The organism is Mycobacterium sp. C31M, from assembly GCF_053345865.1.
In genome coordinates, this window is sequence record NZ_JBKFAX010000002.1 from 112,063 (window position 1) to 128,310 (window position 16,248).

Here is a 16,248-nt window from a genome sequence, read left to right on the forward strand (position 1 = left end):
CCTAGATGGAGCACCCCGCGTACGGCGAGCTGAGGCCGGTCACCCCGACAGCCTCGGTGCTGCTGTGCGACAACCCGGGCATCATGACGCTCGACGGCACCAACACCTGGGTGCTGCGCGGACCGGACAGCGACGAGATGGTCATCGTCGACCCGGGACCCGACGACGAGGCGCACATCGACCGGATCGCTGCGCTCGGCAAGATCGGTCTGGTCCTGATCAGCCACAAACACGGCGACCACACCGACGGTATCGACAAACTCGTCGACCGGACGGGTGCCGTGGTGCGCGCGGTGGGCAGCGGATTCCTGCGCGGCCTCGGCGGGCCACTGACCGACGGTGAGGTGATCGACGCCGCCGGGCTGCGGATCAAGGTGCTGGCCACCCCGGGCCATACCGCCGACTCGCTGTCGTTCCTGGTTGATGACGCTGTGCTGACCGCGGACACGGTGCTCGGCCGCGGAACCACGGTCATCGATGACGAGGACGGCAGCTTGGCGGCCTATCTGGAGTCGCTGCGTCGGCTGCAAGGTCTGGGCCAGCGCCGGGTGCTGCCCGGGCACGGGCCGGATCTGGCCGATCTCTCGCAGATCGCGACCGAGTACCTGGCCCACCGCGAGCAGCGACTCGATCAGGTGCGCGCGGCGTTGCGCGAACTGGGTGAGGACGCCACGGCCCGGCAGATCGTCGAACATGTCTACACCGACGTCGACAAGAAGCTGTGGCCCGCGGCAGAGAAGTCGACCCAGGCCCAGCTGGATTACCTGCGGGCCTGAACCCCCCCGTGAGCAGACACTTTTACGTCTGCTCACGCAAGCTAGCGGGCGCGGCGTGCCAGTCGCTCGGAGTCGCTGATCAGCACGCTCTTACCCTCCAGCCGGATCCAGCCGCGGTGGGCGAAGTCGGCCAGGGCCTTGTTCACGGTCTCGCGGGAGGCGCCGACCAGCTGGGCGATCTCTTCCTGGGTCAGGTCGTGCGTGACGCGCAGCGCGCCACCTTCCTGGGTGCCGAAGCGCTGAGCCAGCTGCAGCAGCTGCTTGGCGACACGACCGGGGACGTCGGTGAAGATCAGGTCGGCGAGGTTGTTGTTGGTGCGCCGCAGACGACGGGCCAACACGCGCAGCAGCTGCTCGGCGATCTCGGGGCGGTCGGCGATCCAGGCGCGCAGCGCTTCGCGGTCCATGGACACCGCGCGCACCTCGGTGATGGTGGTGGCGCTGGAGGTACGCGGACCCGGGTCGAAGATGGAGAGCTCACCGAACATGTCCGACGGTCCCATGATCGTCAGCAGGTTCTCCCGGCCGTCGGGGGAGCGCCGGCCGATCTTCACCTTGCCGGACGTGATGATGTAGAGCCGGTCACCGGGCTCGCCCTCGGCGAACACCGTGTGTCCACGCGGAAAGTCGACGGGCTGCAGCTGTTTGGTCAGCGCAGCAACCGCGGTGGGTTCTACTCCTTGGAAGATTCCGGCCCTGGCCAGGATCTCGTCCACGTTGCCCCTCTTAAGCTCAAATTCATTTACATGACACGCACAGGCCAACCGCCCAGCTCGTTGGCGAATTCAGTCTAGTGGTTGGCATGCCGACGACGTGCCAACGCTACACACGATTGGCCTGGCGGGTCGCCCGAAACTGCGGATTGCCCCGGGCGGGCGTCACCGGGCGGGTCGGCAGCCCGGCGAATTCGACATCGCGCGAATCGACGGTCCGGACCGTGCGCGGGGCGGGCTTGGCGTCCTTGCGGCCCTCGGTCGAGCGGTCCGGATCCAGGCCGGCTTCCAGTCGCTCCAGCCCGAAGGTCGCCAACATGAGCAACCCAGGGATGAACGCGACCAGCAACCACGACACACGGATGAGTAAACACGCCGAACATCTCAGCGTGATCACGGTTTGCCACCGGTCGGCACCGGGCTGTTCGACCACCTCAGTACGCTGATTCGGGTGAAAGCCCGCACGGAGACCCAGCTGGGCCTGGTCCGGCGCGCACGCCGGATGAATCGGACGCTGGCGGTGGCGTTCCCGCACGTGTACTGCGAACTGGACTTCACCAACCCGCTGGAACTGACGGTGGCCACCATCCTGTCCGCGCAGTGCACCGACAAACGCGTCAACCTCACCACCCCGGCGTTGTTCGCGCGCTACCGCACCGCACTGGATTACGCCCAGGCCGACCGCACCGAGCTGGAGGAGATGATCCGCCCGACCGGCTTCTACCGGAACAAGACCAACTCGCTGATCAACCTGGGGACCGAGCTGGAGGCCCGCTTCGACGGCGAGGTACCCAACACGTTGAAAGACCTGGTCACCCTGCCCGGGATCGGCCGCAAGACCGCCAATGTGGTGCTGGGCAACGCCTTCGGCGTCCCGGGCATCACGGTGGACACCCACTTCGGCCGGTTGGTGCGACGCTGGCAGTGGACCGACGAAGAGGACCCGGTGAAGGTCGAGCACATCGTCGGGGAGCTCATCGAGCGGCGGGAGTGGACCCTGCTGAGCCACCGGGTGATCTTCCACGGGCGGCGTGTGTGCCACGCTCGCCGGCCCGCGTGCGGGGTGTGCGTGCTGGCCAAGGACTGTCCGTCCTACGGTGCCGGCCCGACCGACAAGGCGACCGCCGCCGCTCTGGTGAAGGGGCCCGAAACCGAGCATCTGCTGGCGCTGGCCGGACTGTGACCCGCGCGGCCCGCTGGACCGTCGCGGTCCTGATCGTGTTCGTCGCGCTGGGATATGCGTTGTGGCGGGAGATCGGTGTCGATCCGGCCGGGCCCGTCGATACCGGCCCGCAGACGCCGGCGGCGCGCGACCACCGGCCTGCCGACACCCCGGAGGCGCTGGAAGGACCGCGGGCCCGTGCCGACCTGCCGCCGTGCCCGGCACCCGCGAGCGGTGGTCCGCAGTCGCTGCAGGGCATCACCCTCGAGTGTGCGGGTGACGGCACTTCGGTCGATGTAGCCGCCGCCGTTGCGGGCAGGCCGGTGCTGCTCAACCTGTGGGCCTATTGGTGCGGCCCATGTGCCGACGAACTGCCTGCACTCGTCGAATACCAGCGCCGGATGGGTTCTCAGATCACCGTGCTGACGGTGCATCAAGACGAGAACGAGAGCGCGGGGCTGCTGCGGCTGGCCGAGCTGGGGGTGCGCCTGCCCACCCTGCAGGACGGCCGTCGGCTGATCGCCGCGGCGCTGAAGGTGCCCAACGTGATGCCTGCGACGGTGGTGCTGCGTGCGGACGGTAGCGTGGCCGAGATCCTGCCGCGACCGTTCACCGATGCCGATGAGATTGCCGCGGCGGTGAACCCGTTGATAGGAGTGCCGGTTGGATAACGTCGCTCCCGAGGCTGCGCCGACCTGGCTGCGCCCGCTGGTCGACAATGTCGCCGCGGTGCCCACCGCCTACCGCACCCGGGTCCCGGCCGACGTCCTGGCCGCCATCAGCGCCGCCAATGCCGATGCCACCCGGGCGGGCACCAAGCGCGATGCCGCCGTCCTGGTGCTGTTCTCCGGCCCCGCCGAGGGCGAACCGGGCGCGCCACCGCCGGAGACCGACCTGCTGGTCACCGTCCGCGCGTCCTCGCTGCGCAACCACTCCGGCCAGGCCGCGTTCCCCGGTGGAGTGTCCGATCCCGAGGACGACGGTCCGGTCTCGACCGCGCTACGCGAAGCGCGCGAGGAGACCGGGGTGGACACCGACCGGCTGACCCCGCTGGCGGTCCTGGACCGGATGTTCATCCCGCCGACCGGTTTTCACGTCGTGCCGGTGCTGGCGTACTCCCCGGATCCGGGCCCGGTCGGTGTCGTGGACCCGGCGGAGGCAGCCATCGTGGCGCGGGTGCCGCTGCGCGCGTTCATCAATCCGGAGAACCGGTTGATGGTGTACCGGCAGGCCAACACCAGCCGCTTCGCCGGACCGGCGTTCCTGCTCAACCAGATGTTGGTGTGGGGATTCACCGGGCAGGTGATCTCGGCGCTGCTCGACGTCGCGGGCTGGGCACAACCATGGGACACCGGCGACGTGCGCGAACTGGAGCAGGCAATGGCGCTGGTCGGCCCGTCCAGCCAGTACGGTGAAGCCCAACAATGACTCCGTCACAGTGGCTCGATCTCGGGATCCTCGCCGTCGCCTTCGTGGCCGCGGTCTCCGGTTGGCGTTCCGGCGCGCTGGGCTCGCTGCTGTCCTTCGTCGGTGTCGTCCTGGGCGCGGTGGCCGGTGTGCTGTTGGCACCGCACCTGGTCGGCAACATCGACGGGCCGCGCACCAAGCTGTTCGCCACGCTGTTCCTCATCCTGGCGTTGGTGGTGATCGGCGAGATCGCCGGTGTGGTGCTGGGCCGGGCGGTGCGTGGGGCACTGCGCAACACCGGTCTGCGCTTCGTCGACTCTCTGATCGGGTCGGGTCTGCAGCTGTTGACCGTGCTGATCGCAGCCTGGTTGCTGGCCTCGCCGCTGACCAGTCAGCCGACGCTGGCCGGTGCGGTGCGCGGCTCCAAGGTGCTCAGCGAGGTCGACAATCTGGCACCGGAGTGGCTCAAGCGGGTGCCGGCCCGGTTGGCCGCGCTGCTGGACACCTCGGGCCTGCCCGCGGTGCTGGAACCGTTCAGTCGCACCCCGGTGGTCGCGGTCGACGCCCCCGACGTGGCGCTGGCGGCCTCCCCGGTCGTCGAGGCCACCCGGGGCAGCGTGGTCAAGATCCGCGGTGTCGCGCCCAGCTGTCAGAAGGTGTTGGAGGGCAGCGGCTTCGTCATCGCTCCGAACCGGGTGATGTCCAACGCGCACGTGGTCGCCGGCGCCGAGACCGTCACCGTCGAGGTCAATGGGCAGTCCTATGACGCGACCGTGGTGTCCTACGACCCGAATATGGACATCTCCATCCTCGCGGTACCCGAACTGCCGTCGGTGCCCTTGGTTTTCCACGACCCCGAGGCCGAGCCGACCACCGATGCCATCGTGATGGGCTATCCCGGCGGCGGCGACTTCACCGCCACCCCGGCGCGGGTGCGCGAGACCATCGAGCTCAACGGTCCCGACATCTACAACTCGACCACCGTCAACCGCACCGTCTACACGATCAGAGGCACTGTCAAACAAGGTAATTCGGGCGGTCCGATGGTCGACAAGGACGGCAAGGTGCTCGGCGTGGTGTTCGGCGCCGCGGTCGACGATGCCGACACCGGATTCGTGCTGACCGCCGAAGAGGTGCTGCCGCAGCGGATGCAGATCGGCAACACCGCCCCGGTGCCCACCGGGGTGTGCATCGGTCAGCCCGGGTAGACCTCGCCGAGAAAGCGCTGCAGCGCCGCGTTTACCGGGCCGGGTGCCTCTTCGTGGGCGAAATGCCCTGCGTCGGCGATGGTTTCGTACCGTCCGCCCGGTGCGAACGGTACCGACCGGCGTACCGGGTCGGCCAGCACGTACGGGTCGGCCGACCCGTGCAGATGCAACAGCGGGATGGTGACCGGCCGCGACATCGAATGCATGAAGCGGCGCCCCTCGGCACGCGCCTGACTGCGCACGGCCCAGCGCTGATACTCCAGCGTCGAGTGCGCCGCACCCGGGATCTGGATCGCGGTGCGCAGATGTCGCATCGTGGCGGCGAAATCCTCCGAGGCCACCCAGTGGTCACCGGCGCGGGCCCGCACCACCCGTTCGAGTTCGACGGCGTTGTGCCGGGTCAGCCGGCGTTCCGGCCAGATCGGCAGCTGATAGCGCAGCAGCCACGGCAGCAGTGCCCGGCGTTGTGCGGAGTTGCCCAGTACCGAGGCGCGCAGTGCAACCGGATGCGGCGAGCTGACCAGTGCCACGGCGTCGACCGCCCGCGGGTGCAGCAGTGCGCTCGCCCAGCACACCAGGCCGCCGTCGGCATGCCCGATCAGCGTGGCCGAATTGTGGCCCAGCGCGCGCACCAGCCCGGCGGTATCACCGGCCAGCGTCCAGCCGTCGTAGCCGCGGGGTGGTTTGTCGCTGTCGCCGTAGCCACGCAGATCGACCGCGACCACCCGTGCGTCACTCGGTGCCCGGAGCTGGTGTCGCCACGACCACCAGAACGAGCCGAAACCGTGCAGCAGGATGACCAGGGGCCCGTTCGGGTCACCGGCCTCGACAACATGGAAGCGAATGCCGTTGGCGTGAACCTGCAGATGCCGCCACGGCCCGTCGATGCGCACCACCGACGGGTCCGGCCGGGGCTGCATGGGGCTGGGGCTACCAGCCCGACGGGTCGGCGGCCGCGGGGCGCGGCAGCTCGGGTGCACGGTCGTGGCCCGGCGTCAGTGCCTCCTTGGTTTCCTTCACCGACTCGATGGTCTGCTGCGGACCCCGGATGCGTCGCACCTTGAGATAGCCGAGTAATGCCAGCCCTATGGTGACCAGCACCATGATGCCGAAGACGATCAGGAACGCCGCCCACCGCCACAGCCAGGTGTCCAGCAGCTCGGCGATGAAGAAGAACAGGAAGAACGTCGAATAGAACAGCACCACGAGGGCCGCGATGAAGAACAGGCTGCCGGTCAGCCCCTTCTTGACGTCGCGGGTGATCTCGGCCTTGGCCAGCTCGACCTCGGCCCGGACCAGCGTCGAGACCTGCGCGGTCGCATCCTTGACCAGATTCCCGATCGACGGGTCAGCCTTGGGGGCGTGCGGATCGACGAGCGGAATCGAAGTCACAGTGGCCGGCACGCCGTTCTTGCGGTCGCTGGTGCTCATGCTGGCTATGTTGCCATGTCGAGACTCAGCGCGGCTGTGCGGCCGACATAGAATGGCGGGCAGACAAATGAACGGGGAGACGTTGAGACACCGCTGGCAGTCCATGATGCGAATCGCTTCGCTCGCGGTGTTGGCCCCGCTTGCAGTGTGCGCGAGCCCGGTGGCGCACGCCGACGGCAAGGTCCCATTGGGTGGCGGTTCGGGCATCGTGATCGACGGACATGCGTTCTGCACGCTCACCGCGATCGGTAACGATTCCGCAGGCAAGCTGATCGGATTCACCTCGGCGCACTGCGGTGGACCGGGGGCCGTGGTGGCCGCGGAGGGCGTCCCGACGGCGGGCACGCTCGGGGTGATGGTGGCCGGTAACGACGGCCTGGACTACGCCGTCATCGAATTCGACCCGCAGCGTGTGGCACCGGTCAACACGGTCGACGGATTCTCCATCTTCGGGCTCGGCCCCGATCCGGCCTTCGGTGAGGTGGCCTGCAAGCTCGGCCGCACCACCGGCTATTCCTGCGGGGTCACCTGGGGGCCCGGCCAGGATCCGGGCACCATCCTCAATCAGGTGTGTGGGCAGCCCGGCGACTCGGGGGCACCGGTCACCGTCAACAGTCGGCTGGTCGGCATGATCCACGGTGCCTTCAGCGAGGACCTGCCGACGTGCACGCTGCAGTACATCCCGCTGCACACCCCGGCGGTCACCGTGTCGATGACGACGGTGCTCGCCGATATCGCAACCAAGAATCGGCCAGGCGCCGGCTTCGTACCGGTCGCCTGAGCTGAGCTGTTCCCCGGGTCGCTGCGCTCTCCCCCGCAAGCGGGAGGTGCCCCCAGCCCGCCGAGCCTTCGGTTACTTACTGGCGCGGATCGCTTCGAAGACGCTGGGGTCGACCAGGGTTGAGGTGTCGCCGAGTTCGCGGCCTTCGGCCACATCGCGCAGCAGTCGGCGCATGATCTTGCCGCTGCGGGTCTTGGGCAGTTCGGGGACGACGTGGATTTCGCGGGGTTTGGCGATGGGGGAGATTTCTTTGGAGACTTCGGCGCGTAGTTCGTCGACCATCTGTTCGTGGCTGATCTGGGCGGCGTGGCTCTTGAGGATGACGAAGGCGCAGATGCCCTGGCCGGTCTGCTCATCGGTGGCGCCGACGACGGCGGCCTCGGCGACCCCGGCGTGTCCGACGAGGGCGGATTCGACTTCGGCGGTGGAGATGCGGTGCCCGGAGACGTTCATGACGTCGTCGATGCGTCCCAGCACCCAGATTTCGCCGTCGCTGCCGTAGCGGGCGCCGTCACCGGCGAAGTACCAGCCCTGCTCGGCGAACCGGGACCAGTAGGTTTCCTTGAAACGTTCGTCGTCACCCCAGATGCCGCGCAGCATCGACGGCCACGGCTTGTCCAGCACCAGATATCCGGTGACGGGTTCGGCGCCGTCGCGGGCGGGTGCGAGGTCGTTACCGTCATCGTCGACGATCTTGGCCGAGATGCCGGGCAGCGCGGTCATCGCCGAGCCGGGTTTGCAGTGTGTGACCCCGGGCAGTGGGGAGATCATCACCGCGCCGGTTTCGGTCTGCCACCAGGTGTCCACGATCGGGGTGGCGTCGGCGCCGAACACCAGCCGGTACCAGCGCCAGGCTTCGGGGTTGATCGGTTCGCCGACCGAGCCGAGCAGCCGGATGCTGGACAGGTCGTGTTCGAAGGCCAGTTCGCGGCCCCACTTCATGAAGGTGCGAACCACCGTCGGCGCGGTGTAGTAGATGGTGACCCCGTACTTTTCGATGACCTGGAAATGCCGGTGCTCATCGGGGGAGGCCGGGGTGCCCTCGTAGACCACCTGGGTGGCGCCGTTGGACAGCGGCCCGTACACGATGTAGGTGTGCCCGGTGACCCAGCCGATATCGGCGGTGCACCAGTACACATCGGTCTCGGGCTTGAGATCGAAGACATTGTAATGGGTGTAGGAGGCCTGGGTCAGGTAGCCACCGGAGGTGTGCACGATGCCCTTGGGCTTGCCGGTGGTGCCCGAGGTGTAGAGCAGGAACAGCGGCTGCTCGGAATCGAAGGCCACCGGAATGTGAGTGGTGTGTGCCTTTTCCACCGTCTGGTCCCACCACAGGTCACGGCCCTCGGTCATCGCGGTGTCGATTCCGGTGCGGCGCACCACCAGCACGTGTTCGACGGGACTGTCGGCACCGAGTCCGTCGAGTGCTTCGTCGACACCGGCCTTGAGGGGGGCGGCCTTGCCGCGGCGGAACTGGCCGTCGGAGGTGATGACGAGTTTGGCTGCGGCGTCCTCGATCCGGGCCTTCAAGGCGCTGGCGGAGAAGCCGGCGAACACCACCGAGTGCATGGCTCCCAGGCGGGCACACGCCAGCATCGCGATGATGGCCTCGGGGATCATCGGCATGTAGATGGCGACCCGGTCACCGGCGCTCAGCCCGAGTTCGGTCAGGGTGTTGGCCGCCCGGGACACCTCGTCCTTGAGTTCGGCGTAGGTGATGTCGCGGGCATCCCCGACCGGCTCACCTTCCCAGTGGATGGCCACCCGGTCGCCGTTGCCGGCCTCGACGTGGCGATCCACACAGTTGTAGGCGACGTTGAGCCTGCCGCCGACAAACCACTTCGCGAACGGCGCCGCAGACCAGTCCAGCACCTCCCCGAACGGGGTGTCCCAGGACAGCCGGTTGGCCTGGGTGGCCCAGAACGCCAACCGGTCGGCCTCGGCCGCGTCGTAGAGAGCCGCCGTCGCATTGGCATTGGCCACGAACTCGGCGGGCGGGGGATAGCCGGACGGAACGCCGACGGTCACGGTGTGGTTCTCATATCCTCGACGGTCTCTTTCGGTGCGTGCCGGACTTGCCCCGAATATCACTGCAGAACAGCATATGTCGGGTCATACGACATCCAGCATGGCGCAGTCGTCACGCCCCGGCACCCTCCAAAGAGATGAGTTGTCTCCCTCGAACTGGGTTGGCATCGCCGCCTGCCCACGGTGTCGACCCGATGTGCCCGTGCCCGCCGCTCAACCTGATCCGGGTGGCCACCCCGCGCACCTCGGCCTCGGCGCCGGTGCCCACCAGCCTGTTCATCCACGCCCACAGTGCGCCGGCGAGCGCAGGGTGCAGCGCCGTATCGCTGCCCACCAGCGCGGCGAGCAGTTCGTGTATCACCCGTCGTTGTTGGCCGGCCCCGATTCTCAGCGCGAAGGTGGCACCCGAACTCTCGTCCAAGAAGCCCCGCGACACGTCGAGGAGCCGGTGCGCGAACTCGATCTCGTCGATGTGATCCATCGTCTTCGGTTGCCCCGGAACTCAGTTGACGCCCGGTGGCGTCAGCATCGACTGCCAGGTCCGTTCCGCGGAACCGTTCTGGGCGAGGTCGCTCTGGGCGTAGACCTTGCCGTCAGGTCCGACGTAAACCCCGGTGGCCGGGTCGTATTGGGCCACCGCCAGCGGTGGCGACGGTGTCTCCGGCGGCAGCTGCGGGATGGCCTGTCCCGACAGCGTCGCGTTCGGGTCACCCTTCCAGTTGTAACCGTCGTTGAGCGGGACGTAGACCTCGTCGCTCTCACACAGCTTCACCGTCGGTGCCCGTTTGCCCGGCACCGTCTCGCACGGCAGATTACGGGCGCCACGAACGTTGAATGCGGCGTCCTGTGGTGTGCGGCAGTACAGGTCACCCTCGGGCCGGTTCGGATAGTCCTCGAAGGTCGGCACCCGGCGCTGCTGGGCCGGAAGGAACCCGGTGGTACATACCGGCGGGAGGTTGATGTTGGTGTTGAAGCTCAGATAGACACCCTTGTAGTCCTGGTCGGTGCCCAGATTCGCCAGGTTGATCCCCTGTAGCGAGGCGATGCCCTGAGGTAGCAACACCAGCAGTTGCTCGATGCTGTCCTGGTAGGTCAGCGCCACCTGCCCGGTACTCACGAGGTTGGCCAGCAGTACGGGCAGTGTCGGCTGCAGCCGCTCGATCAGCGCCCGCACCTCGTCGGCGGCCGGGCCACCATCGGTGAGCAGTCCCTCCACCGCCGCATCCTGCTCCTTGAGCTGCGTGGTGACGGTGGCCAGGTTCGACGCCCAGGCCTGAATCGAATCGCCGTTGTCGGTCTGGGTGGCGACGACAGGCTGCCACTGGTCGATCAGGGTGGTCAACGGACCGAGATTCTCCCGGGCTGCGATCGCCAGCTCCGTCGAACCCCGCACCAACCGCGAGATTTCGGGCCCGAGGCCACCGACGGCCAGGTAGGCCTCGTCGATGGTGGTCTTGAGGTTGTCACCGGGAATCGCCTGCAGTCCGGCGCTCGCAGCACCGAGCAGACTGTTGATATCCGGTGGGATGAAGGTGTTCTCGACTCCGATGACGTCCCCTTCGCGCAACGGCGATGAGGTGTCGTTGCGCGGCAGCAGCTCCACGTACTGCTCACCGATGGCCGACTGGCTGTGCACCCCGGCCTGCAGATCCGAGGGGATGTCGATCCCGGAGCGCAGCGACATCACGGCCTCCACACCGCCACCCGGGCGCAGCGCCACCGATTCCACCCGGCCGACCTCGGTGCCCCGATAGGTGACGTTGGCGGTCGGGTACAGACCGCCGGCCTTGGCGAGCTCCAAGGTGACCGTGTACTGCCCGACATCGAACAGTTTGGCCGGCAGCTTCATGTAGCCGAACACCATGATCGCGCCGAACACCAGCGCGATGACGGTGAAGATGACCAGCTGAATCTTGTTGCGCCTGTGTAGATGCACGGCTATCTCCCCTGGTTCCAGTTGTAGGGGATGGCCAGCGGGTTACCCGCGGTGTAGGGGCTGGGGAACTGTCCGATGGTGCGGCCCCATTGCATCTCCAGTTCCGTCAGGTCGCCCTCCCAGCGGGTGCCGGTGAAGATACCGGCATCGATGCGACTGAGCGTCAGGTCGACGATCGCGGTCATGTTCGCGTAGTCGCCGCGCATCCAGTTCTCCAGTGTCTCGTTGGGGAACGGGTAGGTGGTCAACATCGACAGCGAGCGGGTCATGTTGGGCCCGGCGTCGGCCAGTGACTCCAGCACCGGGCCGACATTCTTGAGCTCGGCGACCAGGGCGTCCTTGGTCTGCATGGCGGAATCGGCGGCCAGCGCGCTGAGTCGGCCCAACTGATCCAACGCCTCGACGATGTTGCCGCGTTGCTCCTTGAGCAGCTCGAGCGCGTCGGGAATGGTGCGCATCGCCTCGTCCAGAACCGGTTTACGGTCGGCGAACTTCGCCGCCACCGCGTTGAGCTTCTCGGTGGCCGCGATGATCACCTCGGTCTGCCCGTTGGTATTGGCCATGAAGGTGTCCAACTGAGTGATCAGGCTCCGCAGGTCCTGCTCGCGCCCGCGCAGCGCGGTGCTGAACGCCGTGGTGATGTCCTGCAGCTGCCCGACTCCGCCGCCGTTGAGCACCATCGAGATGGCCGCCAGCGTCTGCTCGGTCGTGGGATAGGCCGCCGAGTTCGCCAGTTCGATCAGCGAACCGTCGTGCAGTCGGCCCCGCGGCGCTCCGTCCACCGGCGCCGCCAGCTCGATGTGCAGCGATCCGAGCAGGCTGGTCTGGCCGATGGTGGCGGTGGCATTGGCCGGTAGGTTCACTTCACCGTTGAGGCGCATCGTCAGCAACGCGTGCCAGCCCTGCCGTTCGACCTTGGTCACGGTGCCGACCGTGACATCGCCGACCCGGACACGGGAATTGGGTTGCAGGTTGGTCACATCCGGCATCTGAGCCTGCACGACGAACGACCCGTCGGTCTTGCCCTCGGTACCCGGCAGCGGCAGCGAGTTCAGCCCACGCCATTCACATCCGCTCACCCCGACCGCCGCAGCGGCGGTGAGAATCAGCGCGGCGCATCTGCGGCCCGGCCTCACGGGGTCCCCGCCCCGTGCACCATCAATCCCGGCAGTCCCGCACCCGGGTCGGTGGGCACACCCTCGGGGACTTCGGCCGCCAACGGGTCGGGCTGCGCCGGGGCCTGCGGCTCTGCCGCGGGCGGGATGTAGTCCGGGCGCATCCAATCCTCGCTGTAGGTGATCTCGTTCGGCCGGGCCTGGGTGCCGACGAACGGGTTGAACCCGAGCGGCGGAAAGTTGAACTGCCGGTTCTTCACGATCGGCGCCAGGTACTGCGCGCAGAGCTTCGCCGAATTCTGCGCTCCCATCCGGGATGCGGCTTCCACTGCACCACAGATGAATCCGATGGGATCGGCGAAGTTGTTGACGGCCAGCGCACCGGTGAGTGAACCGTTGGCCGGTTCGTAGATGTTGTTGAAATTGGCCAGCGTCGTCGGGGCGATGTGCAGGGTCTGTTTGATGTCGTCGAGGCTGCCCACCAGTGCGGTGGTGATCGACGCGGCCACATCGGAAGTGGTGCCCAGCGCCTCCCGGTTCTCTGCCACGAAGGTTTTCACCTCGGCGGCGGCAGCACGCAGATCCACCGTCGCCTGACCGACCTCGTCGGGGTCATCGGCCAGCAGCGCAGTGGCCCCCGCCAGATTGCGATTCAACTGGCCCAGCACGTCGGTGGTGTCGTGCAGCGCGCCCACCAGGGTCGACAGGTTCGACAGTGTCGAGAAGATGTCGTCCTTGTGGTCACCGAGGGTGGAGATGGTCTGCGACAACTTGATCAGGGCGTCCCGGATGTTGCCGCCCTCGCCGCGCAGATTCTCCGCCGCGGTGTTGATGAACGCACCCAATGCGCTCACCCCGCCGGGCTGATCGGGCTGCAGGGTATCGGTGAGCTTCTCCAGCTCGACCCGGAAGTCGTCCCAGGAGACCGGGATGGCCGTGCGGTCCTGCGGGATCACGGCACCGGGTTCCAGAACCGGGCCGCCGGTGTAGGCAGGAGTCAACTGGATCGCCCGTCCGGTCACCAGCTGCGGCGAGATGATCGCCGCCTTCACATCGGCGGGCACCTTGACCTCGGGGTCGAACCAGAAGGTGATCCGCACGGTCTGTGGCTGCGGTTCGATGCTCTCGATCCGGCCCACCGGCACGCCCAGCACCAGGACGTCGTCGCCGGCGAAGATACCGTTGCTGTTCTCGAAGTACGCGGTCACCACCGTCTTGGCGGTCACGCCGGTGACCCGCAGCACCACCACCAGCGCGGCGACGATCATGATCACCAGGCCGGCGGCCAGTGCCCCCCGTGCTGTGATCTTCGTCTTCGAACTGGTCTTGATCTTCGAAATGATCATTGCTGCTCCCCCGGAACGGGATCGGATACCACTTCACCGGGTGCCGGCACGTACACGGGCTTCGGCGTGGGTTCGGCCACCGATTCCAGGCCCGGCGGGGCCGGTGCGGGCGGGCCGGGCGGCGGACCACCCGGCGGCGGGGCCGGCAGCGGCTCCCGATAGGGGTAGCGCGGATCACCGGGATTGCCGGTGATGGCGTCCGGCAGGTTCAGCCGCGGTTCGCCGCCCTGGCCGGTGCGCGGGTAAGGCACCGGCAATGCCGGTGTGCCGGGCTGGCCGACCGGCGGATCGGTGCGCTGCGACGGCAGCAGCGTGTTCGGGTCCAGGCCCAGGTCGGAGAAGGCGGCATCAACGAAGGGCTGCACGAACTGTCCGGGCAGCAGGTTCGGGATGTAGGCCTTGAAGAATGGGCCCGATGCCACCGACTCACCCAACGACAGGACGTAGGCGTTGAGCAGCTTGATCGCCTGCTGCACCCGGTCCTTGCGGTTGTCGATGACGGTCAGGGCGCCGTTGAACTTGTCCAGCATCGGTCGGAACTGTTCGCGGTTGTCGGCGATGAAACCCTGCAATTGCTGTGTGACCCTGCTGATCTCACCTGAGATGGCGCCCAGCGCATCGCTCTGGGTACGCAGTTCGGCCAGCAACGCGTTCGTGTCGGTGACCAGTTGCACCACCTGATCGGTCCGGTCGGCCAGCACCGCGGTCACCTTCCGCGCATTGGACAGCAGGTTGCGCAGCTGCACATCACGCCGGTTGATGGTGTCCGACAGCTGCGCGACGCCCTGCACGGCGATCCGGACGTCCGGCGGGGTGTCGGCGAAGGTCTGCGCGACCGTGCTCAGTGCATCGGAGAGCTGATCGGTCTGCAGTCCGCTGATGGTGGTGGCCAGATCGCCCAGCGCATCGGGCAGCTGATAGGGCGAGGTGGTGCGGGCCAGCGGAATGACATCGTCGAGCTGACCGTCACCGCGCGGGGTCACCTCGAGCACCTTGGTGCCCAACAGGCTCTTCACCTTGATGGCCGCCTCGGTGCCGGCTCCGAGTCTGATGTCGCTGTCCACGGTGAACGTCACCAGAACCTGCGGCCCGTCGAGACGGACATCGGTGACCTTGCCCACCGCGAATCCCGAAACCCGCACGCTGGAGCCCGATCCCAGGCCGCCCGCGTCGGCGAAGATGGCGGTGTGGGTCGTGGTGGAGTTCAGCAGTGGCAATCGGTCGTAGTTCAGCGCCGCAACCGCGATCCCGGCGAGGACGGCCACCCCCACCGCCCCGACGGTCACGGGGTTACGTTCGGAGAAGCTCTTCATCGTGGCGCGCACCGCCCTGTCGTCTGCCCCGCAACCTTGGTGTAGACGGGTTGTCCACCTTTTCCGTTCAGCTTCAGAACGAGATCGCACAGGTAGAAGCTGAAGTAGTCGCCGTACATCCCCTGCCTGGCCAGCAGCCGGTACTTGTCCGGGAGCGTGTTGAGCAGGTTGTCCAGATATTCGTGGTCGGCGACGATCAGGCCGGCCACCCGGTCGGTCTGGGTGACGACGTTGTGCAGGGGTGGCCGGGCCTCGGTCAGCAGGTCCGCGATCGAACCGGCCGCCGCGTCGGCATAGGCGACGGCCCCGGTGATATCGGATCTGCGGTCGGCCAGACCGGCAACCAGCTCCGAGAGTGAGGTGACGGCCTTGTCGAACTGATCGCTCTGTCCACCAAGGGAACCCAGGACCGAGTCGAGGTTTCCGATGACCTGACCGATGAGCTCGTCGCGGTCGGCCAGGGTGCCGGTCAGCGCGGCGGTCTGGGTGAGGAACGAGCTGATCGTGGCACCCTGTCCCTGGAAGACCTGGATGAGCTGGCCGCTGAGCTGATTGACCTGCTCGGGATCGAGCGCCCTGAACAGCGGGCGGAAGCCACCGATCAGCTCGTCGAGATCCAGCGCCGGTGCGGTGCGGTCCAGCGGAATCGTCGCGTCGTCGGGCAGTGCCGCGGTGCCGCCGGCGCCTTCGGTCAATTCCAGGTAGCGGCCGCCGATCAGGTTGTCGTAGCGGATCACCGCCCTACTGCCCTCGGTGAGCACCACCGAGTCCTCGGCGGCGAAGTTCACCACGACGACGGCATCTGGACTGATCGAGATATCACCCACCTGGCCGACCTCGACACCCGCGATGCGGACGAAGTCACCGGACTTGAGCCCGCTGATATCGGCGAACTCGGCCCGGTAATTCTTGCCCTCCCCGAACCGGAGGTTGGCGAAGATCGCCAGCAGGGCGAAGACGCCGAGGGCACAGACCATCAGGAATGCACCGACCCGTATCAGCGTGGCGATGACTTCTTTTCTCACAGAACGA

General features: G+C 67.4%; 16 protein-coding genes and 1 pseudogene. 6 read left to right on the plus strand and 11 right to left on the minus strand.

All coding sequences use genetic code 11. The annotated features are described in order from the left end of the window. Positions 1 to 5: 5 nt before the first annotated feature. Positions 6 to 776 (plus strand): MBL fold metallo-hydrolase, encoded by a 771-nt coding sequence (locus ACLBYA_RS03015; protein ID WP_447707889.1) that lies wholly within the window; start codon positions 6 to 8, stop codon positions 774 to 776. Positions 777 to 817: 41 nt separating this feature from the next. Here ACLBYA_RS03015 and crp read toward each other — a convergent pair whose 3' ends face one another. Together crp and ACLBYA_RS03025 are read right to left on the minus strand one after the other, a co-directional pair. Beyond that, the gene (gene crp / locus ACLBYA_RS03020) at positions 818 to 1,492 is read right to left on the minus strand and encodes a cAMP-activated global transcriptional regulator CRP (RefSeq protein WP_019510750.1); all 675 of its coding nucleotides are present in this window, start codon (positions 1,490 to 1,492) and stop codon (positions 818 to 820) included. A gap of 273 nt (positions 1,493 to 1,765) precedes the next feature. Next, a pseudogene (locus tag ACLBYA_RS03025) lies at positions 1,766 to 1,847 on the minus strand (hypothetical protein); the annotation flags it as partial. A 144-nt stretch (positions 1,848 to 1,991) separates the two neighbouring features. On the opposite strand from ACLBYA_RS03025, the gene nth reads away from it, so the two are divergent. Genes nth through marP form a run of 4 tightly spaced genes read left to right on the plus strand, consistent with a single transcriptional unit; the run spans position 1,992 to position 5,266 of the window. Continuing rightward, on the plus strand, positions 1,992 to 2,672 hold the full coding sequence (gene nth / locus ACLBYA_RS03030) for an endonuclease III (protein ID WP_447708217.1): 681 nt from the start codon (positions 1,992 to 1,994) through the stop codon (positions 2,670 to 2,672). Further along, a complete protein-coding gene (locus ACLBYA_RS03035; protein WP_447707890.1) occupies positions 2,669 to 3,322 on the plus strand; it encodes a TlpA family protein disulfide reductase in 654 nt (217 codons plus the stop codon). The genes nth and ACLBYA_RS03035 overlap by 4 nt, the downstream gene beginning before the upstream one ends. Then, entirely contained in the window at positions 3,315 to 4,079 is a 765-nt protein-coding gene (locus ACLBYA_RS03040; RefSeq protein WP_447707891.1) for an NUDIX hydrolase, read from the plus strand. Before ACLBYA_RS03035 ends, ACLBYA_RS03040 begins: the two co-directional genes overlap by 8 nt. Then, positions 4,076 to 5,266 carry an acid resistance serine protease MarP gene (gene marP / locus ACLBYA_RS03045; RefSeq protein ID WP_447707892.1) on the plus strand — a complete coding sequence of 397 codons (1,191 nt, stop codon included), beginning with the start codon at positions 4,076 to 4,078 and terminating at the stop codon, positions 5,264 to 5,266. The genes ACLBYA_RS03040 and marP overlap by 4 nt, the downstream gene beginning before the upstream one ends. On the opposite strand, the gene ACLBYA_RS03050 is transcribed toward marP, so the two are convergent. Continuing rightward, positions 5,254 to 6,186, minus strand: a complete 933-nt coding sequence (locus ACLBYA_RS03050) for an alpha/beta fold hydrolase (RefSeq protein ID WP_447707893.1) — start codon at positions 6,184 to 6,186, stop codon at positions 5,254 to 5,256. The two genes, marP and ACLBYA_RS03050, sit on opposite strands and share 13 nt — an antisense overlap. A gap of 10 nt (positions 6,187 to 6,196) precedes the next feature. After that, positions 6,197 to 6,697, minus strand: a complete 501-nt coding sequence (locus tag ACLBYA_RS03055) for a phage holin family protein (RefSeq protein ID WP_447707894.1) — start codon at positions 6,695 to 6,697, stop codon at positions 6,197 to 6,199. Between the two features lie 106 nt (positions 6,698 to 6,803). On the opposite strand from ACLBYA_RS03055, the gene ACLBYA_RS03060 reads away from it, so the two are divergent. After that, a complete protein-coding gene (locus tag ACLBYA_RS03060; RefSeq protein ID WP_447707895.1) occupies positions 6,804 to 7,478 on the plus strand; it encodes a serine protease in 675 nt (224 codons plus the stop codon). A gap of 72 nt (positions 7,479 to 7,550) precedes the next feature. Here ACLBYA_RS03060 and acs read toward each other — a convergent pair whose 3' ends face one another. The 7 genes from acs to ACLBYA_RS03095 form a co-directional block, all read right to left on the minus strand. Continuing rightward, the gene (acs, locus tag ACLBYA_RS03065; protein ID WP_447707896.1) at positions 7,551 to 9,506 is read right to left on the minus strand and encodes an acetate--CoA ligase; all 1,956 of its coding nucleotides are present in this window, start codon (positions 9,504 to 9,506) and stop codon (positions 7,551 to 7,553) included. 112 nt (positions 9,507 to 9,618) lie between these two features. Beyond that, the gene (locus ACLBYA_RS03070) at positions 9,619 to 9,987 is read right to left on the minus strand and encodes a hypothetical protein (RefSeq protein WP_447707897.1); all 369 of its coding nucleotides are present in this window, start codon (positions 9,985 to 9,987) and stop codon (positions 9,619 to 9,621) included. A 21-nt stretch (positions 9,988 to 10,008) separates the two neighbouring features. Continuing rightward, a complete protein-coding gene (locus ACLBYA_RS03075; RefSeq protein WP_447707898.1) occupies positions 10,009 to 11,442 on the minus strand; it encodes an MCE family protein in 1,434 nt (477 codons plus the stop codon). A gap of 2 nt (positions 11,443 to 11,444) precedes the next feature. Continuing rightward, a complete protein-coding gene (locus ACLBYA_RS03080) occupies positions 11,445 to 12,578 on the minus strand; it encodes an MCE family protein (protein WP_447707899.1) in 1,134 nt (377 codons plus the stop codon). Then, on the minus strand, positions 12,575 to 13,903 hold the full coding sequence (locus ACLBYA_RS03085; RefSeq protein ID WP_447707900.1) for an MCE family protein: 1,329 nt from the start codon (positions 13,901 to 13,903) through the stop codon (positions 12,575 to 12,577). Before ACLBYA_RS03085 ends, ACLBYA_RS03080 begins: the two co-directional genes overlap by 4 nt. Beyond that, on the minus strand, positions 13,900 to 15,216 hold the full coding sequence (locus ACLBYA_RS03090) for an MCE family protein (RefSeq protein WP_447708218.1): 1,317 nt from the start codon (positions 15,214 to 15,216) through the stop codon (positions 13,900 to 13,902). The genes ACLBYA_RS03085 and ACLBYA_RS03090 overlap by 4 nt, the downstream gene beginning before the upstream one ends. Continuing rightward, entirely contained in the window at positions 15,213 to 16,241 is a 1,029-nt protein-coding gene (locus tag ACLBYA_RS03095; RefSeq protein ID WP_447707901.1) for an MCE family protein, read from the minus strand. The genes ACLBYA_RS03090 and ACLBYA_RS03095 overlap by 4 nt, the downstream gene beginning before the upstream one ends. Between the last annotated feature and the right edge of the window lie 7 nt (positions 16,242 to 16,248).

Excerpts from the sequence above, each read along its gene's own strand:
- ACLBYA_RS03070 (WP_447707897.1), bottom strand. The coding sequence starts at position 9,987 with ATGGATCACATCGACGAGATCGAGTTCGCGCACCGGCTCCTCGACGTG.
- ACLBYA_RS03085 (WP_447707900.1), bottom strand. The coding sequence starts at position 13,903 with ATGATCATTTCGAAGATCAAGACCAGTTCGAAGACGAAGATCACAGCA.
- ACLBYA_RS03050 (WP_447707893.1), bottom strand. The coding sequence starts at position 6,186 with ATGCAGCCCCGGCCGGACCCGTCGGTGGTGCGCATCGACGGGCCGTGG.
- nth (WP_447708217.1), top strand. The coding sequence starts at position 1,992 with ATGAATCGGACGCTGGCGGTGGCGTTCCCGCACGTGTACTGCGAACTG.
- ACLBYA_RS03015 (WP_447707889.1), top strand. The coding sequence starts at position 6 with ATGGAGCACCCCGCGTACGGCGAGCTGAGGCCGGTCACCCCGACAGCC.
- marP (WP_447707892.1), top strand. The coding sequence starts at position 4,076 with ATGACTCCGTCACAGTGGCTCGATCTCGGGATCCTCGCCGTCGCCTTC.
- ACLBYA_RS03090 (WP_447708218.1), bottom strand. The coding sequence starts at position 15,216 with ATGAAGAGCTTCTCCGAACGTAACCCCGTGACCGTCGGGGCGGTGGGG.
- ACLBYA_RS03060 (WP_447707895.1), top strand. The coding sequence starts at position 6,804 with ATGCGAATCGCTTCGCTCGCGGTGTTGGCCCCGCTTGCAGTGTGCGCG.
- ACLBYA_RS03055 (WP_447707894.1), bottom strand. The coding sequence starts at position 6,697 with ATGAGCACCAGCGACCGCAAGAACGGCGTGCCGGCCACTGTGACTTCG.